This is a genomic window from Bacillus sp. TH13, assembly GCF_016651175.1.
GTDB classification, from domain to species: domain Bacteria; phylum Bacillota; class Bacilli; order Bacillales; family Bacillaceae_G; genus Bacillus_A; species Bacillus_A thuringiensis_S.
Genome location: NZ_JAEKEJ010000025.1, coordinates 2,982,430 through 3,008,655, shown reverse-complemented (window position 1 = coordinate 3,008,655; position 26,226 = coordinate 2,982,430). Strand labels below are relative to the sequence as shown.

Here is a 26,226-nt window from a genome sequence, read left to right as displayed (position 1 = left end):
TTGATAAAAAAACAAATATTGAAATTCATTCGCCTTACTATGTAAAAAAGGCTTTATACCCATCTTTTGGGTGTTGTAATAAAGGAATGAAGAACTGGAGGAACATATGGTTACTAAGTTGAAACAAACGGATAACTACTTCCCACATTTCCTATTGCTATTCATTGTGTTTCAACCAATTTTAGATTTATTAACATCTTTTTCAATCTATATACTACACATGAGCGCAACAGTTGGAGTTGTAGTCCGTTTCGCCTTTATGCTTCTTGCATTAGGATACCTACTTCTTCATCACAAACAACAAGATGCGAAAAAGTACATCCTCTATTTATGTTTACTCGGAATCGCATTCGCAATCGGTCTTGTAAATAATATGATGGTTAAATCTCCAGTTTCATTTGGAGAAGAAGTTAAATTCATCTTAAAGAGCGTATATCCAATTGTGCTACTGTTTGGATATATTATCGCCTTTAAAGAACTAAGAAATAAAGAGTATGTATTCCATAAAATCATTACATATTTCTTATATGCAACTTTAATTTTAAGCATTACAATGATTGTCGCAATGCAAACTGGAACGGATTTCCCAAGCTATCCTCACTCAAAAATCGGTTCAAGAGGTTGGTTCTTCGCTGGAAATGATTTAAGTTCTCTTTTCGCCATTATGTTCCCAATCATTGTCTTATATTCGATTCATAAAACAACTTCTTTCTCGAAAATATATTACTGGATTCCAACAATACTTGCGATGTATGCAAGTATTATGGTGGGAACGAAAGTCGGATATGGCGCAATTGTTATTACATTAGGCGTAGCACTTTTCTTCTCATTCATTGAATATATGATAAATCGTAAAAAAGAAGAAAAAGGATTCACACATATTGTAAATACCGTTGTTGTCGCAGTTATACTAGGAGGTTTAATTGCTCTTACACCGCATACTCCTATCGCAAAAAATATGGGCATTCACATGCAAATATACGAATACAAAAAATCAGTACAAGAAGAGAAAGATCGAAAAGAAGGAAAAGTAATTAAAGAAGATCCAGAAGATGCAAAAAAACATGCAAAAGGTGAACTTACAGATTCTGAAGTAAAAAGTTTAATTTACAGTGATCGCGACAAATTCTTAAAAACATACAAACAATACTATAAAGACGCACCGCTTTCACAAAAACTATTCGGAATGGGTTACGCTGGTAACTACACAGATAAAATTAAATTAATTGAAATGGACTTCCATGACCTATTTTTCGCCTTTGGCATTGTCGGTTTCCTTATTTACCTACTACCACTTCTATACTTTGGTATTAAATTATTCATCCGCATGATCACAAACTTTAAGAAAATCATGAAAGTAAAGTATATGCTATTAGCGAGCACACTCATTCTATCACTTGGCATTGGCTTTATGTCTGGCCACGTATTAACAGCGCCAGCCGTTAGTATTTTCTTCGTTGTTATACTCGCTTATCTCATTGTTGATTTTGAAATTGAATAGAAAGAAGGTGCTACGAAATATCAGTAGCACCTTCTTTTTTATTTAATTAATGTTTTACATATTCTAAGCTTTCTTTTGCGATATACGCTTCAGTTACAGTAGGATTATCTGAAATAACTTTAATCCACGCTTTTCCATTTATTATTTCTTCACCAGTAACTGTGACAACTGCATTTGTATTTAAACGATACAGTCGCTCATTTGATATGCTAGGATTCTTTTTCACTTCCACGTTATTCATCACACGTGCAAGTTTGTACTTGTTGTATTCTTTTTTACCTAAATAAGAATCAAAACGGTTCATATGCCCCGCTACTTTTTTACCCCAGTTCGCATCAGATGCATATTTCGCATTTAAACCAGCAGCTTTATCACCTGTATATGTTGCTGTATAACGCCAATGTCCTGGATTTAAATATCCTTCATTCATGTATAATTTTGCTGCATGTTCAATACAATCTTCTTTTGAATTAAATGCTTCCCCGTTACCATATGGACTATCGTCTGTTGCTTTTAAACCAAATAAATTATTTTTATCTTTTGCAAGAGCGCTTGTTCCATAATAACTTTCATGAATTGCTAATGAATATAAGAATAATGCATTTACATTATACTTGCTTTCTACTTCTTTAAATTTCTTTCCTAAACCAATTAATGGAGAGTCTGGCTTAATCGATTTCACATAACTATCTAGTTGTTCAGCTGTATAATCTGTTTTCGAACGTAATGATAAATAATTGAAATATTGATAGAAAGTTTCGTCTCCAAATGTCTTTCCATCTACACTATACATTTGCTGTCCTTGCTTCATGAAAGAAGGTGCCACACCATATCTAAATTCTGTATATCCAGGTGAACTTGTATTATATGTATAATATTTATGGTATAAATATCCATCTGATTTCACATAATAAGACGACTGTTTCATTTCATTTGTAGGAATTAAAGTGATTTCATTCTTCTTCACATAACCTGTCAAACCAGAAAGTTGAACTTTCACACGATCTTCGCCAACTTCTAACACTTTCAATTCTGTTCCATACTGAATATACGTATATACTGTTGATAAATTCTCGTCATAAATATTAATGATGTTTTGCCCAGTTATTCTTTTCGCACTTGCAAAACCATCTTTAATCCATAAAAATTCGTTCTCGTATTTTACCGCATTCATACCTTTATTTTGAGCAGCCGTAACCGCTTCTTTATACGTATTATAGCGCTCTACTTCTTGCTCTGTTCCGTTTTCTCTTACATTTGTCACAACATATTTCTTAGTTTCTACAGGATTGCTATTTCCGTTTTTTTCAATCGTCTGAAGCATGCGATCCAACATAGCTGAAGCCATCCCTCTTGTAGCTGATAAATGTGGTCTAAATGTATTATCTTCTGGATACCCTTTAATAATTTGAGTAGCCACCATAACTTGCACATGCTCTTTATAGTTAATACTATCTTTATCAGTAAAGGTAAGCGGACTTACAGCTACTTTAATATTTTTATAGTCTAACGCTCGCTTTACCATTATCGACATTTCTTCACGTGTAATCACATCATTTGGTGAGAATGTCTCGTTCGTACGACCATTAATAATTTTCGCTCCATATGCTCTACTTACACCATCATATAAACCGTAAGTCTTCGGCACATCCTCGAAATTCGAATCAGCTTTCGGTAAATTTAAAGCCCTTGCTATGAATGTAGCAAACTCTGCTCTTGTTACTAATTTATCAGGCGCATATACATTGTCTCCATACCCCATTAAAACTCCTTTAGTAATAAGTGAACGCATATGCGTCTCAAACATATGTCCTGTAATATCATCATTTGCTGCATAACTTGAAATAGGAGTTAAAAGTAATGATCCCGTTAATGCCACTGCTGTTATACCTTTTGAAAAAGTCTTCAAGGTTATCCTCCTCGTAATCTACGAATTTATTATCACAAATTTGATTATATAATAATCACAATCATTTTAGCATAATAAATAGGAATTAAAATAAAACGTTTTTTAATTAGAATTTTCATTACATTCAAAACAAAACAAAAGACACTTTACTTTTTTAATAAAGTGCCTTTTTCCATATGATCAATGAGTTTCTTTGTTGCCTGTTTGCCTTGCAACCGAAGCTCATCTATTGTCAATTGTAACTCTTGCTGCACAGTTCCTTGTTGCATTAATTGCTTTTTCGCAATTTCATATAAATATTCAGCACTCCATTCGCCATCCACACTCCCTATAACTGGCTGATTCACTTGACTTAAAAACGAATCAATTTTCGGATCGTATGAAATCCCGACCATTGGAGTTTTGGCTACAGCAGAAAAAACAAGTGCATGAAGACGCATACCAATTAGTAATGAACATTGTGATAAAATGAATATTTTCTCGTCGATATCCATTTTATATGGAAGCATATACGTCTCTTCTCCCATTAAGTCTACTACTTCACGCGAAGCTTTTTGATCAAATGGCTCATGCATTGGAACAAATAAAATTTGGTATCCTTCTTGCTTTAATTTTTTTAATGCCGCAGCTAATTTTTTTATATAATCTTCTTTTGCATTCCAATAACGCACACTAACCGCGACTACTTTTCCATGTATCGAATGCTTTTGCAACCAATCCGATTGTTTTGTCCGTTTCCATGTTAAAACAGGGTCTGGAACAATTTCAATATCGTTTTTTATGCCAAGTTCTTTTAAATATAAAAACGAGTCCTCATCTCGAACTGATACATAGGAAGCTTTTGACAAGTTCCATTTTACTAATAGACGATTATATCCTTTTGTAATTGGACCTATTCCTTGTGAATAAATATAATATGGCTTTTTTAATAATCGAGCGAGTCCCATAATACCCGTATAATATAGAATACTCTTCGTACTTGTCTGATCTTGAAGAAGGCTCCCGCCACCGCTAATAACTCCATCACTGTTTTTGATTGCATGATAAACAGCTTTTATATTCCAGCGATCTACCGATTCTACACCATACCTTTCCTTTGTATATTTAGAATCATTTGATAGTACTACTAGTTCTATATCCGGGTTCTCTTTACTTAACGATTCAATAATTGATTGTAGAATCGCCTCGTCTCCAACATTATAAAAACCATAATATCCTGATAAGACTAAACGCACCCTAAATCTCCTCCAAAACTAGGTAACCGTTTATTTCATCTAACATAAACTGGTACCCATTCCTTACCTAAACACTTAATACCCTGCATAGTTTCCTCTTTATCAGCTCATATGAATTTTAATAAAAAATTAAATTTCTATATTTATCTTTTCAAAAATGGTATTTTTTTTATTGATATCCATTTTAATTTCAAAGCACATACACCATACAAAATGGCTGTAATACTTAATGCTATACCACTGAATAATAACGTCATAATTCTTGAAGATGTAACATCTATCACATTACATAGTTCATACAATCCTAGTCCGAAAATACATGCTATTGCTAGCACACCGAAAAAGCTTTTGAAATGAATAGAATAGGCAATATAGCTTCGAATATACAAATGATTTACAATACAAATCAATACGTAAGTAATTAATGTACTATACGCCGCTCCATCTATGCCAAACTTCTGCACTAACATAATGTTTAACACGACTTTCACACAACTCGCGCCAATAACAATCCATGCAGCTTGTGCAGAACGATTAATCCCCTGTAAAACACCTATTGATAATACCATAACCGCAGTAAAATACGAACTGCCAATCATAACTGTTAACATACTACTGCCTTTTACGTCTGTGAACAATCCGACATTTAACGGTACTGTTAATGCCATCAACCATATTGTTAATGGTGCTGTCAAAACATGCGCTAGTCGATTTGTATTTTGAATTGTTATTTTCGCCAAATTTATATCTCTTTTGGCCAATGCGGAAGTTAAGAGTGGTATTAACGGAAATACAATTGCACTTGCAAAAATAACAATTATTTGCGTGAATGCAAAACCGCGACTGTATATTCCAAATTGTTCTTGAATTTCTGTTGATGATCCTTGTAATACATGCGGTATTGTAAGCGAGTCTACTAAATTTAAAAGTGGCATTGATAAAGCTCCGATAGCGATTGGGATCGATACCCGCAATATCTTTTTGCCGTTTTCTCTTAAATCTCGGAGCGAATAGGAATTGCTTTTATTGTAGTATGGACTTCTATTATATTTTATACGCAAATATATAAGCGAACTAATGACTCCAAGAAAAGAGCCAACCATTGCACCACTAGTAATAACAGTATTGCTCTTATCCCACGATACTAGTATGTAAGCAATTATTAACATAAAAAACACACGTACAAATTGCTCAATGACTTGTGATACCCCTGTTGGTTTCATATCACCGAAACCTTGAAAATATCCTCTATACACCGCCATGTATGGCGCAATGAGTAATGCTAATGAAGTAATAAGCAACGGCATTCTAGTTTCTTGTCCACCGAGCATATTTGCAATTTCAATAGAAAATAATACAATGACTAAACAACCGAAAACGCCAAATGCTATCCCTATAATTGACGCTGATTTAAATAATTTCGCAATTTCCTTTTGCTTATTTTTTTCGTTCAACTCTGCAATTAGTTTCGAAATTGCAAGTGGAACTCCGGCTACCGATAGTGTAAGAGCAATCATATATACAGGAAAAACAAGGCGGAAAATACCGAGCACTTCATCTCCTGCAATATTTTGTAATGGAATTTGAAAAAAACTACCAAGCAATTTCGACAAAAAAGTTGTAATGGTTAAAATTGCTGCTCCTTTTACAAATGTTTTATTCATATTTTTTCTCTTTTCTTTTATACATATACTCTCAAACATATTGTTTTAAACGATAGGGATTCACTTTATCCCATTGGTTATCATAACAAATTTATTATAGGTTGAATACTTGGTTTTTTTTTCAAAATAGAAAAGAGAACCCATTTAAGCCTGTCTCTTCACAATATTTTTTCTAATTCCTTCCATTATATATGTACACACTATAACTGTTTCTGTTACGCCAAAAGAGCCCTTCCTCTCTATCACTGCGATACATATTACTAAAAACATTATAAGAATATCCCACAACTCTACATTATAATTTATGTAAGATTGTGAGATATTCTAATTACCATCTAAACACTTAAGATTTTCAATTGCTCTTTCTGTTCATCGCTTGCCATTACTACGATTGTTTTTTCAATACTCGGATGTACTTGCTCAAGCTTTACACTTGCTCCTACTTTACTTGATTGCTCAACAAAATTTAATAATGCCATAGCTCCTGATACATCCATATAGCGCACATCTTTCATACGTAAAACAACCGGTGACTTCACATCTTGTAAAGTAGAGAAAATACGATCTACTGATAGGAAAGAGAGCGGTCCTTGAATTGTGTACGTTTCTTCTTTTTCTTTTACGATAGAAGTTTTACGTTCTTTACATTTCACCATATATATGATGAACGAAAGAATAATACCGAATGCAACAGCAATCATTAAATCGAACTTCACCGTTACAATCATCGTTACGAGCATAACAACGACATCACCTTTAGGAGCGACATGCATCTTTTTCATGCTTCCCCAATCGAACATTCCAATACCAGTTAAAATTAAAATACCTGATAATACAGCAAGTGGAATATATTGTACGACCGAACCAAGACCCATAATAAAAATAAATAAGATAACACTATGCATACATGCCGAAAGTGCCGTTTTACCGCCACTTCTTATATTAACGATAGACCTTACAGTCGCACCTGCACCTGCTAATCCGCCAAACAATCCGCTCATCATATTACCGATACCTTGTCCGACCAGTTCTTTATTACTTTTATGACGTGTACCTGTCACATTATCCATTACGACCGATGTTAACAACGAGTCAATCGATCCTAATAAAGCAATACTAAGCGCTGGCAAAATAAGTGCTGGCAAAATAAGTGCTGCTATTCCTGTTCCACTTAAAGATGGAATATGAAGCGTAGGCATCGCTTCTGGAATGGTTCCAATCTTTTCAATTACTTTATTTAGTGAAAGATTTCCGATAATCGGTAACTTTACTGTAAGTCCTTCGAGTAGAGAAGAAAATAAAGGAAGCAAAGCTGTCACACCGACTAGTGCTACTAAACTAGACGGAATCGCCTTAATCCATTTACCAGAAACAATCATTACAATAATCGTTAACACAACAAGTAAAAAACTATTTTGTACGTGCTTTATTTCGCCTAAAATAATGATTAATGCAATACCATTCATAAATCCCGAAACGACAGGATACGGAATATATCGAACGTAAGAACCGAGCTTACATACACCGAATAAAATTTGAAATAACCCTGCCATCATAAAGGCAATAAAACTTGCCTCTAACCCGTGCGTCGCAATAACTCCTGTTGCAATAACGGTAATTGGTCCAGTTGGCCCCGTTACTTGCCCAGGTGTCCCGCCAAATAACGCTGCGAATAAACCTGCAAAAATTGCACCATACAATCCAACAAGCGCTCCCTCAGACGTTCCTGTCGCGGCAATACCAAATGCAATCGCAAGTGGCAACGCAACAATCGCAACAGTAAATCCTGCTAAACATTCCTTTGCTATTTTTTGAAACATAAAAAAACCACCTTTGTATAAAGTCCATGTTCCATTGTACACCTAAAAAGATACATTCGTTAGCTCACTTTTTACATTCTCGTGACGTAAACGGATTTAATGAAAAGTTTCTCCCTTATCTTTGGAAACAATTGCAACTATGCTATAATGAACAAATTAAATCTTTTACTATATACTTGGAGGCACTATGCTAACTTTTGAACAAAAATTATCGATTATTGAATCTTTCCCAGAACTAGAAAGAAAGAACGTATCATTAAAACGTGTAAACTTCCACTTTGAAGAAAGTCGTTTAGATAAAAAGAACGTTGTATTTCATTTACACCCAAATGGAAATGGATTTGTGTATGCAAGCGGTATTAAAGGTTACAAAACGGATGATAAAGGTATGGTTAACATCCGTGAGTTTTCAGCAGAAGAATTACGTTCAGTAATTGAGAAATCAATTGACCTTCTATCACAAGAAGAAGTAGTAGCACCTGTAGAACCTGCGAAAGAAGAAGAATGGCAGAACGAAGATGGTCATATTCTTACTCTTATTTCAGAGGATGACATGTGGAACGTGTACGCTGGTGTAAACTTAGACGGTACATTCAACTCTTATCCAGAAGCTGCGGAATACCTTGATGAAGAAGGCTTTTCACGCAAATAAAAATAGAAAGTGGGTATCCCCCACTTTCTATTTTTTTGTCCCTTTCAACGACTCCCTCAGCACAAACTTCTGCAACTTCCCGCTCGCATTACGCGGAAGTTCATCTACAAATAAATAATGACGCGGACGCTTATAATCTGCTAATTCGTCACTTTCTTTGCAATACGTTTCTAAATCTGCTTCTGTTATTGTTTCATCTTTCTTCACAATAACTGCCACCACACGCTCTCCCCATAATTCATCTGGCTCACCAAGTACCGCCACATCTAATATACCAGGATGACTATGAAGGAAATCTTCAATTTCACGAGGGTAAATATTTACACCACCGCTAATTACCATATCATCAACGCGATCTGCAACGAATAAATAACCATCTTTATCGAAGTATCCTAAATCACCAGAATGATACCATCCTTTATACATCGATTTTTTATTTGCCTCTTCGCGATTATGATAGCCAGACATCATAGTTGGGCCACGTAAAATAATTTCTCCCACCTCATAAGGAGGTAATACATCATCTGGTTCTGCTGGTGCCTCCTCGTTCGGTTTCACAATACGAACTTCATGGCTAAAGCATGGCGTGCCTGCTGAACCAGCTTTCGTAATTTGATCCTCCTCTACGAGAAACGCAACAACTGGTCCCATTTCTGTCATTCCGTATATTTGAACAAGGTCAATATAAAGACGTTCTTTACATTCCTTCACTAATGCCGGCGCCATTGCCGCTCCGCCATATATACCAATTTTCATTGAAGTTAAATCATACTGAGTTAAATCTTTTTGCAACAACATATTCCACATCGTCGGTGCTGCAAAGAACGTCGTAATCTTTTCTTCTTGAATCGTATGTAATACTGTTTCTGTATCAAAATGATGCAAAATGACATTCTTCCCGCCAACTTGAATGCGTGGTATGATTCCGGCATTTAATTCACCACAGTGATATAAAGGCGCAACAACAAGCCCCACACTATCTCTATTATATTTTAGGAAATACGTACAAATCATACTATGCTCAGTCATTTCACGATGACGATGTAACACACCTTTCGGATGACCTGTCGTACCGCTCGTATAAAGCATAGAACAAAAGTCCATTTCATCAATTTCGATATTTACTTTCTCAGAAGATGCTGCATTCACTTTTTCATGGTAGGAACTTGCATAGGAAGGTTTATCGTTTTCTATAGACCAAAAAGATGTATTTGGAAAATCTCGTTCAATGATAGCAACAGTTGACTCAACTGCTTTTTCAAAGACAACGACTTTCGAGGATGCGTCCTGAAGAATATAAGATACTTCTTTCGCCTTTAAACGAAAGTTAATCGGGTTAAAAATCGCACCAATTTTCGCACAAGCTAAGTAAACGTTTACAAATTCATGGCAGTTATATAAGTAAACAGATACCGTATCTCCCTTTCTTACTCCGTCTTCTAATAAAGCGTGTGCCGTTTTATTTATTTGTTCGTCCCACTGTTTATATGTCCAGCGAATATTTTTTTCAGGTTCCACTAACGCCTCTTTATTCGGATACTTACCAACAGATAAATCAAAAATTCTCCCTATCGTCATGTACATGCCAACAATTTCCCCCTTTTCTCTTTCATAAATCTATCATTTCGTCCATAAGTAGACATTGTCCTTCAATGTTTTGACTAATTTTTCTGATTATTATTGACATAGTTTTACAACACGTGCAAACCATTGGTACATGAAATTATATTGGCGATTTTTCGAATATATCGAACGCAATTCAATTTATAGCAGCGATTTTTCGAATATATCGCCTTACCGACAAAAGCTGACAATATAAAAAAGAGAGTGTTCCGATTTGGAACACTCTCCTTCTTATACAAATAGCTCTTCTAAAATTTTCAGTTTATCTTCTGTATATTTTACAAAGCCATCGTTATATGATTTTGGATCTTTCGGATTTGCGAAGTGCGTAATTGCCCCCGTCTTCGGATGAACAAATTTACTTGATGCACCGCAACCAAGTCCGATAATTGATTGTACTTCTTCCATAATGACAATGTTGTAAATACTTTCTTGCGTCGGCATTGCATAGCCAACGTTCTCTAAGTTACCTAAAATATTCTTTTGACGATATAGGTAGTATGGTACGTAATTATGCTTTTGCGTCCACTCTTCTGCTTCGTGCATCATCGCTGTAATCTCTTCGCGACCTGCTACTTTATATTTACGTTTGTTTTGTGTCATTTCAGAAGCACGTTTAAATGATAACGTATGAACTGTTAATGATTCTGGCATTAACTTTTCTGTTTCATCTAACGTATGCTTGAAGATATCTAACCCTTCACCAGGAAGACCAATAATTAAGTCCATATTAATATTGTTCATTCCCATTTCACGAGCTAAATGGTATTTCTCAATTGTTTCTTCTACAGTATGGTGACGTCCAATTGCTTTTAGTGTCTCTTGATGATATGACTGCGGATTAATACTAATACGGTCAATGTTCCATTTATTTAACACTTCTAGCTTTGCTGGCGTGATTGTATCTGGACGACCTGCCTCAACTGTTACTTCACGTACATTTTTCACGTCTGGGAACGCTTCGTACATTTCTTCATACAGCATATCCATCTCTTCTGCTGTAATACTTGTAGGTGTACCGCCGCCATAATAAATCGTCGTAACTTTCACACCTTTTTCTTTTAAAAACTTACCAATTTCACGAACTTCATAATGTAAACCACCTAAGAACGAATCAACAGATCCTTGGCGTCCATTAATCGCATAAGCCGGGAATGTACAGTATGCACATTTCGTTGGGCAGAACGGAATACCGATATAAATACTTACTTCTTCTTTCAAACGGTATAAATCCGGAACAACTGCTAATTGGCAATCAACAATGCGCTGAAGAAGTTCAATTTTCTCTTCATGAATTAAATAACTTTCACGAAGTTCTTGATGCGCTTCTTCTTTTGACATACCATTTTGAAGCATTTTATGAAGAAGTTTCGTCGGACGTACTCCCGTTAAAATACCCCAGCTTTGTTCAAGTCCAGTTAACTGCTGAAGAACAGAAAGATATACATAAGAAACAACGTGCTTCACTTGCTTCATACGCTCTTTTTCATCTGTGAAAGCAGATAAATCTTTCGAGAATGTTTCTTCATACACATTTCCTGTGCTAACATCCGTTAATCGAGCGGATGCTTTCACATTATCCTCAATGTGTATATCAACGATCAGATTCGCTTCCTCTTGTTCAAATCCAATCGTACTATCTTCAAAAAATAAGCCGCCAATATTTTGTAGCGGACGTAAAAAACGATCATCTTGTAACGTTTTAATTGAAATTAACACATTATCACCTTTTCATTTGCAAACTCTCTTTAGTTTACTTGAAGGGCGTTTACAGGTCAATACAGAAGGTTTTACCTGTTTCTCTTACAGTTTTTCAAATAATTCTTTTTATGAATATCGCTCATGTATATAGACATCGTGATTTTCTCTTGTTAAAATTTATTAGTACAAAAAATCGTTACATAGCGAAAATACAATATATAAAGGAGGAATGTTAACACTAGATTCCATAATCTAATGTGTTAAAAAAAATATGAAAAAGAAATTTTATAGTGTTTTAACTCTCTCTCTTGCATTACAAACTGTTCTTGCACCTACTTATTCATTTGCAGAGAGTGCTGAAAAATCCGCTGAAGTATATACGGAAGATCAAGTTTTTAAAAGTATTAAAGAGCATGTTAATGAGCATAGTACTCATGAAGAAGATATAGAGGTTACTGGCCAATTCCTACTATACACTTCAAAAAAACATTCATTATATACCGCGAATGATTTAAAAAACAAATCGAATATCGAGATTACAGAACAAGTTGTAACGGCGACAAAGAAAAAAGGAAATGCTTACTACATAACGACGCCAACTGGCGCTGGATGGATAGATAACAATGATAATAGCTTAGAAGTCCAAGAGATTCATAAACTATCTAATCAAAAATTAATCGTAAAAGAGGAAGCTTCCATACATGCCCTTCCGTTCCAATCGTTTAAAGAAGAAGGGAAACTGCAGCCACAAGTCATTACTCCTACTGAACAAGCTGGAAATTGGTTTAAAGTCCAAATAAATGAAACAGCAAAATGGATTTATGCACCTTCTTCTACATTTGAAGGTACAAAAGCTTCATTATTAAAAAACAGTCGTTCTGCTAAAAATAGTTTATTGAGAGCGCCAGAAGCTCTACAAACAAACAATATTTATGGCGTTACATTTAAAGAAATGATTGTCCCAAAAGGAAATGACGATATTCGCCCTGGCTACCCGATGGTGCCTAAATATATTACGATTCACGAAACGGCTAATACAGCGAAAGGTGCTAATGCTCTAAATCATGCAAAATTCTTAGATAATCAAGCACGCGGAACAGCTGATCGCGCCGCATCTTGGCATTTCACAGTAGATGATAAAGAAATTTATCAACATCTTCCAGTAAATGAAGTTGGATGGCATGCTGGAAATAAAACTGGAAACTATGAATCTATCGGAATTGAAATTGCCGTTAATCAAGATGGAAACTATGAAAAAGCGGTAGAAAATGCCCGTAAATTGGCAGCTTATTTAATGAACGACTTAAATATTTCTCTAGATAAGGTCCAAAAACATCAATTTTGGTCAGGAAAAAACTGCCCTGCGTTTATGATTCAACGCGGACAATGGAATGCTTTCTTAAAAGGAACTGAAACATACTATAAAGAAAACCAAAAAGATCCAGTAACTGATGACATTACAGGTGGATGGTATGAACAAGACATTCGTCAATTAGCAGCTAGAGGCATTATGCAAGGAGAAGGGAACGGCAAGTACTTCCCAGAACGTCTTGTAACGCGTGCTGAATTTGCTACATTAATTACTCGTGCTTTACAATTACCAAGTGGAAATGCTAATTTCACAGACTTAGAACAAGTACACCCATCTTTAAGAGACGGTATTAATCGTGCAGCAAGCGCAGGCATAATCCGCGGACGTGGTGATAATACATTTGATCCAAATACTACAATTACACGCGAAGAAGCTGTTATTATGATTGATCGTTCTCTAAAACACGCTGGTATTTTTGCAAAACAAGTTGAACTACCATTCGTAGACCAAAACTTAATTTACGCTAAAGAAGAAGTACAAAGAGTGTATGGATTTGGAATTGTAAAAGGTAATGAATTTAATCAATTCGTACCAAAAGGACCATCACAACGTGCACACGCAGCTGCATTTATAAACAGAATGCTTAGCGTAATTGAAGCTTAAAATATTTATCATTTATATAGATATTTTCATTTCATCTGTATTCACTTAAAAAGGCATCAGAGATTATACAATCTCTGATGCCTTTTTTACATCTTTTAACTATTTTTAGCCATGAATCTTAAACGTATTCCTAGTAGCAGAAGCATAAAACCGATGAATGGAACGTAATTCGTATTGTGTCCTGTAGCTGGAAGTTGTTGATTATTAGAAGAACCTTGTCCTTTTTCTGGTAAATTAGGTTTTTCTACTCCTTCACCTGGTTTTTCTGTTCCTTCACCCGGCTTCTCTGTTCCTTCACCTGGTTTTTCTGTTCCTTCACCTGGCTTTCCTGTTCCCTCACCTGGCTTCTCTGTTCCTTCACCTGGCTTTTCTGTTCCTTCACCCGGTTTTTCTGTTCCTTCACCTGGCTTTTCTGTTCCTTCACCTGGCTTTTCTGTTCCTTCACCTGGCTTTTCTGTTCCTTCACCTGGCTTTTCTGTTCCTTCACCTGGCTTTTCTGTTCCTTCACCTGGTTTTTCTGTTCCTTCACCTGGTTTTTCCGGACCTTTTTCTGTATCTTTTTTATTTGTAATTTGAAGTTTTACAAATTCAATTTTTTCATTAGAAATCGTAAATTTCATTTCCTTATCGGATAAAGTATATCCTTCTGGCGCTTGGATTTCTTTTAAAGTGTAATCTCCTGGTTCTAACTTCTTAGAAGTCGCTTTACCGCTCTTATTTGTTGTTAATGTGTCGATTTTTGTTCCGTCTTTCCAAATTTCAAACACTGCGCCTGCTAATATTTTATTTGTATTATTAGCGTCTACCTTTGTAATTTCTAATTGACCTGTAATTTCTTCTTTCACTTTTTCATTCATAACTTCTTGTTTTACTACTTCATTTGCTACAACATTTACTTCTACTGTCACTTCTAGCGCTTTATAACCTTCCGGCGCTTTCGTTTCCTCTAACGTGTACTTTCCTGGCACTAAGCTTTCGAATTTCACAACACCGTCTTTATTCGTAGTTTTCGCTTCTCCAACTACTTGACCAGCTTCGTTTTTCAGTTTAAATTCTGCGCCTTCTAGAACTTTCCCACTCTCTGCATCCTTTTTGATTACTTGTAAGCTTCCTAGTTCTTTTGCGTTTTCTATTTGTACTTCTACTACTTTATTTGCTTCCACAACGACTTCAATTTCTTCTTTTAACAATTTATATCCTTGTGGTGCTTTAATTTCTTTTAATGTGTACTTTCCTGGCTCTAATTTCTGAGAAATTACTTTACCTGCTTTATCTGTTCGTAATGTATCTACTTTCTTGCGGTCTTTATACACTTCGAATTCTGCATCTGATAATACTTTCGTTTTATCTTCCGCATCTACTTTTACGATTTCGAATTGACCAAGGCTCTTACCGTTCGTTACTTTTACATCAATAACTTTTTCACCGTCAACTGTTACATGAATTATTTGTTTTGTTAACTCATAACCTTCTGGTGCTTTTGTTTCTTCTAACGTATATTCACCTGGCACAAGTCCGTCTACTTTAACCGTTCCAGACTTATCTGTTGTAATTCCTTCTTTTACAACATTTCCTTTCGCATCTTTCAATGTAAATTCTGCTCCTGCTAAGCGTTTCGTTTGATCTTTATCATCCATTTTAATAATTTGTAGAGAACCTAAGATTTTTTCGTTTTCTGCCACTACTTTTACTACTTCTTTCTCGTTTTGAATTGTTACTTTCCATTCTTTACTTGAAAGCTTGTAGCCCGCTGGTGCTTTCGTTTCTTTCACTGTGTATTCACCTAGCGGTAATTTCGGTGACATCACTTTTCCACTCTCATCTGTTTTCAGTTCCGCTACCTTTTTACCATCTTTATACACTTCGAATTCTGCACCTGATAACAATTTCGTTTTATCATTCGCATCTACTTTCACAATTTCAAATTGACCTGTTACTTTTTCATTCGTAACCTCTTGTTTTACTACTTCGTTCGCTACAACGTTTACGTCCACTGTTACTTCTAACGCCTTATAACCTTCTGGCGCTTTCGTTTCTTCCAACGTATACTTTCCTGGCACTAAGTTTTCGAATGTTACAACACCAGCTTTATTTGTTGTTTTCGCCTCTCCAACTACTTGACCAATTTCGTTCTTCAGTCTAAATTGCGCGCCTTCTAGAACTTTCCCACTCTCTGCATCCTTTTTGATTACTTGTAAGCTTCCTAGTTCTTTCGCATTTTCTACTTGTACTTCTACTACTTTGTTTGCTTCCACAACGACTTCAATTTCTTCTTTTAACAACTTATATCCTTGTGGTGCTTTCGTTTCTTTTAATGTGTACTTTCCTGGCTCTAATTTCTGAGAAACTACTTTACCAGTTTTATCTGTTCGTAACGTATCTACTTTTTTACCATCTTTATACACTTCGAATTCTGCATCTGATAATACTTTCGTTTTGTCTTCCGCATCTACTTTCACAATTTCAAATTGACCTGTTACTTTTTCGGGGATCTTTTTATTCACCACATCTACAGTCACTACTTTATTAGCCTCTACATCAACAGATACTGAACTAGATGATAATTCATATCCTTTCGGTGCTGCTACTTCTTTTAATGTATAGCTTCCAACTGGAAGTTGTTTCGATAAGGCTTCACCTTTATCATCTGTAACAATTGTCTCCACAACTTTCCCATCTTTATCGATAACATCAAATTTTGCACCTGGTAGAAGTTGACCAGATTCACTATCTTTTTTCAATAATTTAAATTGGCCATTCTCTACTTTTTTCGTATTCTTCATAACAAGTTCAATTACGTTTGTATTATCAATTGTTACTTTGACTGGTGTATCAACTTTTATATATCCTTCTGGTGCATTTATTTCTTTTACAAAATAGTCACCAAGTGGTAAATCTTTAACTTCCGCAATACCCTTTTCGTTTGTTGTAACAGTAGCCACAACGTTATTATCTTTGTCTATAACATCAAATTTTGCGTCTTTTAAAACAATGTTTTCATCGTTTTCATCAACTTTTTTAATTTGTAAATGTCCTTTTTCAGCTGCTGGTTTATTCCACTTTGGCCAGTTAAATTTAAAGTTATGAACCTCAAAACCATCTCTTTGGTGTAATCCTCCAACATAGGCTTGTCCATTAATAGAACCACCTTTTGTTTCTACAACTGCATTAGGTGCAAACACACTACCTACTACACCATAACCTTTAGTTGTTATCTTTGTAGCATTAGGAAATACCCAAATTACCTTACTAGCTAACTCAGTAAAAGATGAATTAGGATCGTATGCTTGAGATGTATTAATTAAATCCGTTGCCATCCCAGTATTTCTTGTATCATACAAAATTGCACCGCCACCAAAACTCACTTCTTCTGCATCTGAATAAATAACAATAAAGTCTTTATTCTCTACATTCGGAAGAAAAACGTCTTTTACATCAAATGCTTTCTTTCCAGTTTGGCCTGAAGAGACATAAATATTAGGGTTGTTTACATCTTCACCGATTCCAAAGCTCATATTAAGTTTTGGCTTATCAGTGTGTAGTTTACTTGCATCCCCAATTACACCATCAACGTCTTTTCTAAATTCTTTAAACTTAGCATCAATCTCCGCTTGCTCTTTATAAGAGATACGGTCATATGATGTTTTCATTGCGCCATCTGGGTCACCGTCTTTTGTCATCGCCACTGTTCCATCTTGAATAATTACTTGTCCTGCTCCCGCTTTCGTAAATTGACCGCCTAGTAATAATGATGGATATCCTTCATCTACCCAAGTTGCTCCAGCTAAGTTATTTGCTCCAGTTGCAGCCGCTACGACTGTATAACTTGATGCGTTCATATTTTTCTGAACAGCCATCGCACCTTCAATATCCGCACTCGTTGCACTATGATCTCCAAAAATGATGGCGTTGTAATAAGATACATCACCTAAACCTTTTAATTCTGTTGTAGCTGCCTCTGCTTTAAATGGTAAATGGATTAAAAAATTCATACATATTAGTAATACAACTATTAAACTACTACTTAACTTTTTAACTTTTTGATTAAATGATTTCCTCAAGAAATTCATTCCTCCTTTTAAACTTCCTAAAACCACAAAAAGAAGTACATATCATATGTACCAAACCTTACTCACATTAACTTAAAATAATCCATTTAAATAAAACAAAGAAACACTACAACTACTTAATAAAATTGCTACAATTCATTTTTGAAATAATACGTGAACTAAAGTATCATGCGGAAATACTTTTACGTATGGGAGCCCAATAAAATTAATCTGAAGAATATTTCATGTGGTGTAACTGTTTTGGCAACATCATCCACTTTACATTAGTTTTCTGGAGGATTCAAGTGAATTGTATGAATCCCATACACAATTCACAATTTAAAACGTTTTCATTCCTTTTAATAAGCTCAATAAAAAAACGTAGCCACAAAGCTACGTTTTCCCTTCATTGTTTCGGTGTATTTTTATGATTCTTCAAAAACGGAAGCGGGAATTGCTTACGGAAATGCTCTTTAATCATATACTCTACACCGTTCTCACTATTTGAACGTGTGATCCAATCTGCTGCTTGCTTTAATTCTACAGGTGCGTTCCCCATCGCTACCCCAAGTCCCACGTTTTCAATAACCTCTAAATCTTCCATACTATCTCCAATCGCAACCATCTCATTTAGCGAAATATTTAAATGCTCTCCAAGCAATTGTAATCCGCGTAACTTCGATACATTTTGTGGCAAGATTTCTATTCGTTTTAAATCACATTCAACATACTCAATATCTTGGAACGCTTTTCTTAATGTATTTAGTCCGCGTTCTTTTTCACCTTTACTTTGGAAAATAACATCAATTTTTGGCGCCGCTACCGGATGGTCACGAAGCGCGTCACCTAACGAATCTACAAATTGAACTGGATAAAATAACGGATCTGCGCTTGATAATACAGTGCGCGCAATTAAGTTTGGTGTATTTCTCTCACGATTTCCTATCGAAAACCGTTCATGAGAAATACGTACGTTACAATCAAAGTGCTCTAACACTTGCACAATGTTAAAAGTCTTCTCTTCAGATAATCTCCTTTGAACGTACGGCTTATCTAAAGTTGCTGAAACGAAAGCACCACCATGTGTCACTAATATAGAATCTAATTTTAACGCCTTTGCTACTTTATGAGCGGATTGAAAATTACGACTCGTAAATAACGTAACGTATACATCTTTTCTTTTCACAAATTCAATTGTTTCTCTTAACCCTTTTGCAATTTTTCCATTGTTGTATAGTAGTGTCCCATCTATATTAAGAGCTAGTAAGCGATAAATCATGTCGCACTCCCCCTCTTCGCTGTTGTACTCTATCCATAATTTATGAAATAAATGTAGCAAATAGAACGAGTTAGAATTACTACTGAAAATTTGGTTTACTATATACATATACACTTAGCAAAGGAGATAGTACAATGCAGGCACCACCTTCCTTTTATGAAGGCGATACGTTAGAAGTCGCAAAAAAATTACTCGGACAAAAACTTGTTCATATTGTAGACGGAATAAAGCGAAGCGGAATCATTGTAGAAGTAGAAGCATATAAAGGCCCAGATGATAAGGCCGCACATAGTTACGGAGGCAGACGGACAGATCGCACAGAAGTTATGTTTGGTGCACCAGGGCATGCTTACGTATATTTAATTTACGGTATGCATCATTGCTTTAACGTTATTACAGCGTCAGTTGGCACCCCACAAGGTGTTCTCATTCGAGCACTTGAACCAGTAGACGGTATTGAAGAAATAAAACTAGCGCGCTTCAATAAAACAGACATTACAAAAGTGCAATATAAAAACTTAACAAACGGTCCTGGCAAACTATGCCGTGCACTTGGCATCACTTTAAAAGAACGCGGCGTATCGTTACAAAGTGATACGTTACATATTGAATTAGTTCCAAAAGAAGAACACATGTCATCACAATATAAAGTAACGGCGGGGCCCCGTATTAACATCGACTATGCAGAAGAAGCTGTTCATTATCCGTGGCGATTTTATTATGAGGGGCATCCGTTTGTTTCAAAGAAGTAAGCGATATCAACGATTTTTCGAATATATCTATCGTAACTTACAATATATCAACGGTTCGACAAGAAATATCGATTTATCGCCAAATAATAACATTACGAATAAAAGAAGACTGTTCCAAAATGGAACAGTCTTTCCTTCTTACTCTGCACCTTCCGCAGTTGCAATATTATCCTCTAAATTTTCTCTTGATAATTCAGCCGCCATAAAATCAGCTGTTTCTGGAAGTGCTAAATGCATATGAGCTTTTTGACAAATTTGGATCGTACAGTTTTCTATAACATAGTCGAAAACATGTCCGCCCCCGCTTCTTTCATCATCAATGTAATGTAAGTGGAATCCAGCTACCCCAATACCTTGCGCATAATCTGGTGTCCAAAATCCAGCAAGCGTACCTTCTGTATTTTCAAATGAAAAGATTGGTTGTGATTTCGTCACTTCAACGAGCGGTGTATACGGTTTTTCTTGTCTTGGAACAGTTCTCGTCCTTACTTCACGGAACGTACCGTCCATTCGAATACCGTAAAATAAGTTTTTACTTGGCATTAATTCATGTAATAACGCTTCAACTTCTTCACGATTCATCGGATGCTCTACCGTATAACTCATTTCTTTTTCAAAAAACGTTACAGTCGCAAATGGCGTTGTTTCTTCTGGCTCTACTTTTTCTGCTGAACCGTCTGAACGTAAATGATAAAATTCATTATCAAATGCAATCATTTCACCATCTAATTGATCAAATGTGCCGATGCCGAAATCACCATGTTTTTTCAAATCTTCAAAGCTAATCACACCATCATATATACCATCTAATAGCGCAAGCATTGTAGATGTTTGATATACTTCATTACTCGTTTTCGTTTTTTTTGCATCAATATCAATTAATTGCGCAACAGTCATCTCAAATCTGCCTCCATTAGTTTAATTGGTTTGGTAATAATTTTTCGCTTAATTTAATGTTGTCGCGATAGTCAATTGGAATATCAATAATGACAGGACCATCTGCTGCTAATGCTTCTTTTAATACCCCTTCTAATTCATCAGGTGTGTTAACACGAAGACCTAACGCCCCAAAACTTTCCGCATATTTCACAAGATCAACATCGCCAAACTCTGTAGCTGATGTTCTGCCGTATTTCATCATTTGTTGGAATGCAACCATATCATATGTGCCGTCTCTCCAAACAAGATGTACGATCGGAGAATTTAAACGTACTGCCGTTTCTAACTCCATCGCTGAGAATAAGAAACCACCGTCACCTGATACGGAAACTACTTTTTTACCTGGTTCTACTAAAGTAGCTGCGATTGCCCAAGGAAGTGCAACACCTAGCGTTTGCATACCGTTACTAAATAATAGTCTACGTGGTTCATAAGAACGGAAACATCTCGCCATCCAAATAGAATGGGAACCGATGTCACACGTAACAGTTGTATCATCACTAATTAAAGAACGAAGTGTGCGAATGACTTGAAGCGGATGCGTAACACCTTCAGAAGCACGGTTTGGAACTTCTGCTTGTTCTGATAATTTCGCGCGTAATCGTTCTAACACTGCTTCTGATTTCGTACTTAATACAAGTTTCGGTAATTTTTCTGCGATGCTATTTACAGTTAAGGCAATATCGCCAATTAATTCACGCTCTGGTTGATAGTCATGGTCGATATCCGCTTGATGATCATCAAGATGAATAATCGTTCTGTCTCCAAGTTTATTCCAGAATTTCGGATCATACTCAATTGGGTCATAACCGATAGAAATAACAAGATCCGCTTCTTCTAGTAAAATATCACCTGGTTGGTTACGGAATAATCCAACGCGGCCGAAGAAATGATCTTCTAGTTCACGCGAAATTGCACCAGCTGCTTGATACGTTTCAACGACAGGAAGTTCTGTATCTGCAATTAATTTACGAACGGCTTTCGTCACTTCATTTGTGCTCGCTCTCATACCGAGTAAAATAACTGGTAATTTCGCTGATTTTATTTTTTCTACTACATATGTAACATCATGTGTGGGAGCGATTCCAAGCTGTGGCTTAGAAAGCGCACCGATAGACTCTACATTCGTTTCCGCAGTCATAACATCTTGCGGAAGACTTACTAAAGTTGCTCCCGGATTTGTGGAGGTAGCACTTCGAAATGCATTTGATAGTGCTTCTGGTACATTATCCGGATGCTCTACTTCTACGCTATATTTTGTGATTGGTTCGAATAGTGCAGCATTATCCATAGATTGATGCGTACGTTTTAATCGATCCGTACGCGGTACTGCACCAGCTAAAGCAACAACGGGATCACTCTCCGCATTCGCAGTAACAAGACCTGTCGCTAAATTTGATGTCCCTGGTCCTGAAGTTACAAGACATACGCCCGGTTTCCCTGTTAATCTACCAATAGCAGCTGCCATAAATGCTGCATTTTGTTCATGACGACAAACGATTAACTCTGGTCCTCTTTCTTGCAATACATCAAATACAGAGTCAATCTTTGCTCCTGGAATACCGAAAACATGTGTAACACCTTGTTTAATTAAACAATCAACAACAAGATCTGCTCCTTTTGTTTTTGTCTTCACGTCGTTTGCTTTTACACCTGTACTCAAACTAATCATCCCTTTATTTCATAATGTGTGTAATAAAGACTTTAATTTCACCTAGTTAATTAATGTGGTGAAGTATCGTTATCATTATATTACAAATGCATTATTTTTCCAACAATATGAATTTGAAATTATTTTGACAACATCCAAAGAATACGCTTACAACCTTTTGTTTATCTTAAAATAACATTTTTATATCTCTCCTAAAAATGTACAAAAATACTTCCATCCATTCACATTATTAACAATTTTACAGTACCTTGCAAAGAATAATAGTAAGTGATATATTTGTAAATAATGGAACACCCATTATTTGGAATGTCATTTACAATTAGTATATCCCCCTTCAAAAGGAAGATACAGATTGTGCTGTTTAGAAAAAAGATAGGATTCTCAGCTGTAATTCATCATTTTATAAAGGAAAGTGATTGTTATGAACAAAAGTGAATTTTTAAAGCAACTTAGTTCTTCCCTATGGAATATGTCTAATTCAGAAAAGGAGGATATTATCTCGGAGTACGAAACTCATTTTATTAGTGGTAAACAAGATGGAATATCTGAAGAGGAAATTTCTAAAAAGCTAGGAAACCCTAAAGCTATCGCTAAAGAACTTAATGTTTCATATGCAATAAGCAATGCTGACAATAGGCGCAGCCTAAAAAATATTATGACAGCACTGTTTTCTGTTATGAGCTTAAGTGTTTTAAACTTTATATTTATCATTATCGCATTTTTCGTATTACTCTTTCTATTACCGCTTCTTCTAGCACTTATAATTGCTACACCATTATTAATTATTTCACCTATCTTATTAATAGGATTAGGATTCTTTAAAGGGTTTCATCAAATCAGTTATTCCGATGTTTATAATGTATTTATAGCTTTTTGCATCGGCTTACTAATATCCGTCATATCTTATCAATTAATAAAACATATATACTCACTTTTAGTTAAGTATTTAAAATGGAATTTAGCTATTTTACAAAGATACTAATGAATATAAAAGGAGATTAATATGAAAAAGTATATTTTATATCCACTCATGTTACTTACAATGTTATTTCTATCAGCTTGTTCAAACAGTGTACAACCTAAGGAAGAAAACGATGTACAATCTATTAAAGATGTTGCTATTAAAGTTCCAGAAAATATATTTAGTTCCTCAAAGAAAAATGAAAATATTAGTGAAGACGAAATGAAACAAAATATAAAAAGTTATTTAAATTATAGCGGAGAGTTAGACGAAAACATCGTTCCACTTTCATCCACTACATCCGATGAAAATATCACTGAATCTGACCGAGAAAAATTACAAAAACTAATAGAGTTAGCGAAACAAAATGATACAAACTTCCATAATTTTATTAGTAACAATACAATCCCTGATGATTACAAAAAGCCTTCAAAAGAAATATATGAATTTATTTCATCATCTACAGCACTTTCAGTAGAACTAGATCAAGAATTAGACAAACTCGCTCAAGATGGTAACTTATTCAAAACTGATTTTTCTTTTACAAAGCGCTTTGAGAAAATAAATGGGAGGAAACAAAAAGAGATTGAAAAGTTTTTGAACGAAAAAAATATTAAAACCTCAATTAACAGCAATAAAAAAAATTAGATGTATTACATACCCCTTTCAAAATAAGCAATAAGAAATGGCTATTTTGAAAGGGAGTTTTTGTGGTATAACTATTAAATTCCCTAAACAAAAAAGACGCTCCTAAACTAGGAGCGTCTTCCACTATTACGCTTGTTGTTGCACGCTATATAATTCTTCAAGTGGCTTCATGATAATTTTGTTAACGTCACCGATTACAACGTTTAGACGTTGCTCAGTTTCCATTAATTTTGTAATTTTAGCATCTTGTTGAATGCGAGCTACAACTTCTTGCGCTTGTTGATTGTCTTCTTCAGTGATTTCTTGGCCTTGCATCATTTTTTGTTGTAGGCTAAGTTGCATTGTACGGAACTCATCGAATAAGTTCTTTGAAGCTGTGTCAGCTTGAACGGCTGCGTAGCTCTCTTTTAACGTTTTGAAGTCATCGTTTTCAGCGATTGCTTTTTGTAATTCATATGCAACATCATGAATGTTCTTTGTCATTTTATTTTTCCTCCTTTAGAAGGCTAGCGCTTTTCACTCGCACTGCCTTTTCAGTGCATTTACATACGCACCTCTTCTTACCATATCAAACTATGCAAGAGATGTGAAGAAATTTCACTTTTATTTCTATGTACTCACCTTATTATCTAAGAAACAATAGTAACAATCCTTGCACGAGACCAATCATTCCGCCTAATAACGCTCCTAAATACGTAATCATTTTCAATTCGTTTTTCGTAATAGACAGCACTAAGTCTTCTAATCTTTCTGTTGAGAATGTAGACACTTCTTGCTGGACAATTTCCGCAAGGTGTAGATTGTTTAGTATACTCTCTACGTTTTCTGTTCCCCACTTTAAGCCTTCCGTTACTGCGCTTGGAACCAATTTTTCAATGATTGTTTCTCGAACTGGTTCACATACTTGCTGAACAGATTGATTTAAAAACTTACTCACTGTTTCCTCTACTTTAACTGCTGACAGCACGGAGCTTACAATCATTTCTTTCTCTACAAACGCTTCTAATTCTTTTACATCTCTTCCTTTTAACTTTTCCCACTCTTTTTGCAGTACATCAGTTAAAAGCTGCTTTGTACCATCTTGACCTAAAAATTTAATAACTTCTGGCTGCACACGATCCACTACACTTACATTTCCTAAAAACATTCCGACTAAGTTAAGTAGCGTTCCGCGAGAAGCAAAGAAATCATCAACCATTTTTGAAAGACGACCTTTCCCTTCTTCACTTTCAAAAAAGCTAATTCCTCGCTCTAAAATAAACGCCGAGACATTCGGAATCGCATTCTCTACTTTTTCATTTACAGAATGAGGTAAAACCTGTTCCCATGTATATGTATAATACTCTGCTAAAAATGCATGAATTTTTTCTGTAATTACATGTTCGATTTTTCGAGTCGCTTCTTCTTCTACATGCGCTACATTCCATTCTTCTAACATATGTCGCAGTGATTGTTCATTCGTAATTACTTTATCCACTTCCACTTGCGCCCAGTGGATTAAACCTTTTTGAAACTCTTCATTTGTTAGCTTTTTTCCGATTCCTTCTGGTGTTAACAAATGTTCTACAACCATTTTCCCTAATTGAACAGCAAGTTCATCACGACGCTTCGGAATTAATCCTGGTGTAAATGGAACTTGAAACTTTCCGATATAAATAGGACGATGAGGACGAAATAACATTTTTATCGCTAAATGATTCGTGTATCCCCCAATAATTGCTCCGAGTCCTGTCGTCGTTAACATATTTAACCATATATTCATTACAATCAACCTTTCACTTCTCCAAAACTATAGCATATCATCATACGGACAAAAGTATAATGGTATAAAAACGTATTTGCAATA

At 35.4% G+C, this 26,226-nt stretch carries 18 protein-coding genes; 6 read left to right on the top strand and 12 right to left on the bottom strand.

Features of this window, described 5'->3' with window-relative positions:
• Positions 1-106 precede the first annotated feature (106 nt).
• Entirely contained in the window at positions 107-1,501 is a 1,395-nt protein-coding gene (locus JFU02_RS23955; RefSeq protein WP_201071732.1) for an O-antigen ligase family protein, read from the top strand.
• A 46-nt stretch (positions 1,502-1,547) separates the two neighbouring features.
• On the opposite strand, the gene JFU02_RS23950 is transcribed toward JFU02_RS23955, so the two are convergent.
• The 4 genes from JFU02_RS23950 to JFU02_RS23935 form a co-directional block, all read right to left on the bottom strand.
• Entirely contained in the window at positions 1,548-3,410 is a 1,863-nt protein-coding gene (locus tag JFU02_RS23950) for an S-layer homology domain-containing protein (protein WP_061667406.1), read from the bottom strand.
• A 146-nt stretch (positions 3,411-3,556) separates the two neighbouring features.
• Positions 3,557-4,645 carry a polysaccharide pyruvyl transferase CsaB gene (csaB, locus tag JFU02_RS23945; RefSeq protein WP_061667407.1) on the bottom strand — a complete coding sequence of 363 codons (1,089 nt, stop codon included), beginning with the start codon at positions 4,643-4,645 and terminating at the stop codon, positions 3,557-3,559.
• A 143-nt stretch (positions 4,646-4,788) separates the two neighbouring features.
• Positions 4,789-6,309, bottom strand: coding sequence for a putative polysaccharide biosynthesis protein (locus JFU02_RS23940; RefSeq protein ID WP_001044002.1), 1,521 nt, complete (start codon positions 6,307-6,309; stop codon positions 4,789-4,791).
• Between the two features lie 335 nt (positions 6,310-6,644).
• Complete coding sequence (locus JFU02_RS23935) at positions 6,645-8,129, bottom strand: SulP family inorganic anion transporter (protein WP_201071730.1); 1,485 nt, start codon at positions 8,127-8,129, stop codon at positions 6,645-6,647.
• Between the two features lie 187 nt (positions 8,130-8,316).
• On the opposite strand from JFU02_RS23935, the gene JFU02_RS23930 reads away from it, so the two are divergent.
• A complete protein-coding gene (locus tag JFU02_RS23930; RefSeq protein ID WP_061667409.1) occupies positions 8,317-8,781 on the top strand; it encodes a hypothetical protein in 465 nt (154 codons plus the stop codon).
• Positions 8,782-8,808: 27 nt separating this feature from the next.
• On the opposite strand, the gene JFU02_RS23925 is transcribed toward JFU02_RS23930, so the two are convergent.
• Both JFU02_RS23925 and JFU02_RS23920 read right to left on the bottom strand, forming a co-directional pair.
• Positions 8,809-10,365 carry a fatty acid--CoA ligase gene (locus JFU02_RS23925; RefSeq protein WP_061667410.1) on the bottom strand — a complete coding sequence of 519 codons (1,557 nt, stop codon included), beginning with the start codon at positions 10,363-10,365 and terminating at the stop codon, positions 8,809-8,811.
• 270 nt (positions 10,366-10,635) lie between these two features.
• Positions 10,636-12,123 carry a coproporphyrinogen III oxidase gene (locus tag JFU02_RS23920; protein ID WP_000908777.1) on the bottom strand — a complete coding sequence of 496 codons (1,488 nt, stop codon included), beginning with the start codon at positions 12,121-12,123 and terminating at the stop codon, positions 10,636-10,638.
• A 253-nt stretch (positions 12,124-12,376) separates the two neighbouring features.
• Here JFU02_RS23920 and JFU02_RS23915 point away from each other — a divergent pair, with 253 nt between their 5' ends.
• Positions 12,377-14,080, top strand: a complete 1,704-nt coding sequence (locus JFU02_RS23915) for an S-layer homology domain-containing protein (protein WP_061667411.1) — start codon at positions 12,377-12,379, stop codon at positions 14,078-14,080.
• Positions 14,081-14,175: 95 nt separating this feature from the next.
• On the opposite strand, the gene JFU02_RS23910 is transcribed toward JFU02_RS23915, so the two are convergent.
• Both JFU02_RS23910 and JFU02_RS23905 read right to left on the bottom strand, forming a co-directional pair.
• Positions 14,176-18,141 carry a SpaA isopeptide-forming pilin-related protein gene (locus tag JFU02_RS23910; protein WP_201071727.1) on the bottom strand — a complete coding sequence of 1,322 codons (3,966 nt, stop codon included), beginning with the start codon at positions 18,139-18,141 and terminating at the stop codon, positions 14,176-14,178.
• A gap of 394 nt (positions 18,142-18,535) precedes the next feature.
• Positions 18,536-19,408 carry a Cof-type HAD-IIB family hydrolase gene (locus tag JFU02_RS23905; protein ID WP_000640414.1) on the bottom strand — a complete coding sequence of 291 codons (873 nt, stop codon included), beginning with the start codon at positions 19,406-19,408 and terminating at the stop codon, positions 18,536-18,538.
• A 134-nt stretch (positions 19,409-19,542) separates the two neighbouring features.
• On the opposite strand from JFU02_RS23905, the gene JFU02_RS23900 reads away from it, so the two are divergent.
• Positions 19,543-20,160, top strand: a complete 618-nt coding sequence (locus JFU02_RS23900; protein WP_001148776.1) for a DNA-3-methyladenine glycosylase — start codon at positions 19,543-19,545, stop codon at positions 20,158-20,160.
• Positions 20,161-20,298: 138 nt separating this feature from the next.
• On the opposite strand, the gene alsD is transcribed toward JFU02_RS23900, so the two are convergent.
• Positions 20,299-21,057, bottom strand: coding sequence for an alpha-acetolactate decarboxylase (gene alsD / locus JFU02_RS23895; protein ID WP_000215018.1), 759 nt, complete (start codon positions 21,055-21,057; stop codon positions 20,299-20,301).
• Between the two features lie 16 nt (positions 21,058-21,073).
• A complete protein-coding gene (alsS, locus tag JFU02_RS23890) occupies positions 21,074-22,762 on the bottom strand; it encodes an acetolactate synthase AlsS (RefSeq protein ID WP_061667599.1) in 1,689 nt (562 codons plus the stop codon).
• Positions 22,763-23,192: 430 nt separating this feature from the next.
• Here alsS and JFU02_RS23885 point away from each other — a divergent pair, with 430 nt between their 5' ends.
• Together JFU02_RS23885 and JFU02_RS23880 are read left to right on the top strand one after the other, a co-directional pair.
• A complete protein-coding gene (locus JFU02_RS23885; protein WP_001042978.1) occupies positions 23,193-23,753 on the top strand; it encodes an HAAS signaling domain-containing protein in 561 nt (186 codons plus the stop codon).
• A 21-nt stretch (positions 23,754-23,774) separates the two neighbouring features.
• Positions 23,775-24,380 carry an NDxxF motif lipoprotein gene (locus JFU02_RS23880; protein WP_000760029.1) on the top strand — a complete coding sequence of 202 codons (606 nt, stop codon included), beginning with the start codon at positions 23,775-23,777 and terminating at the stop codon, positions 24,378-24,380.
• Positions 24,381-24,506: 126 nt separating this feature from the next.
• On the opposite strand, the gene JFU02_RS23875 is transcribed toward JFU02_RS23880, so the two are convergent.
• Positions 24,507-24,863: a YlbF/YmcA family competence regulator gene (locus JFU02_RS23875; RefSeq protein WP_201071724.1), complete on the bottom strand. Its 357-nt coding sequence runs from the start codon at positions 24,861-24,863 to the stop codon at positions 24,507-24,509.
• A 142-nt stretch (positions 24,864-25,005) separates the two neighbouring features.
• Positions 25,006-26,142 carry a DUF445 domain-containing protein gene (locus JFU02_RS23870; RefSeq protein ID WP_201071722.1) on the bottom strand — a complete coding sequence of 379 codons (1,137 nt, stop codon included), beginning with the start codon at positions 26,140-26,142 and terminating at the stop codon, positions 25,006-25,008.
• Between the last annotated feature and the right edge of the window lie 84 nt (positions 26,143-26,226).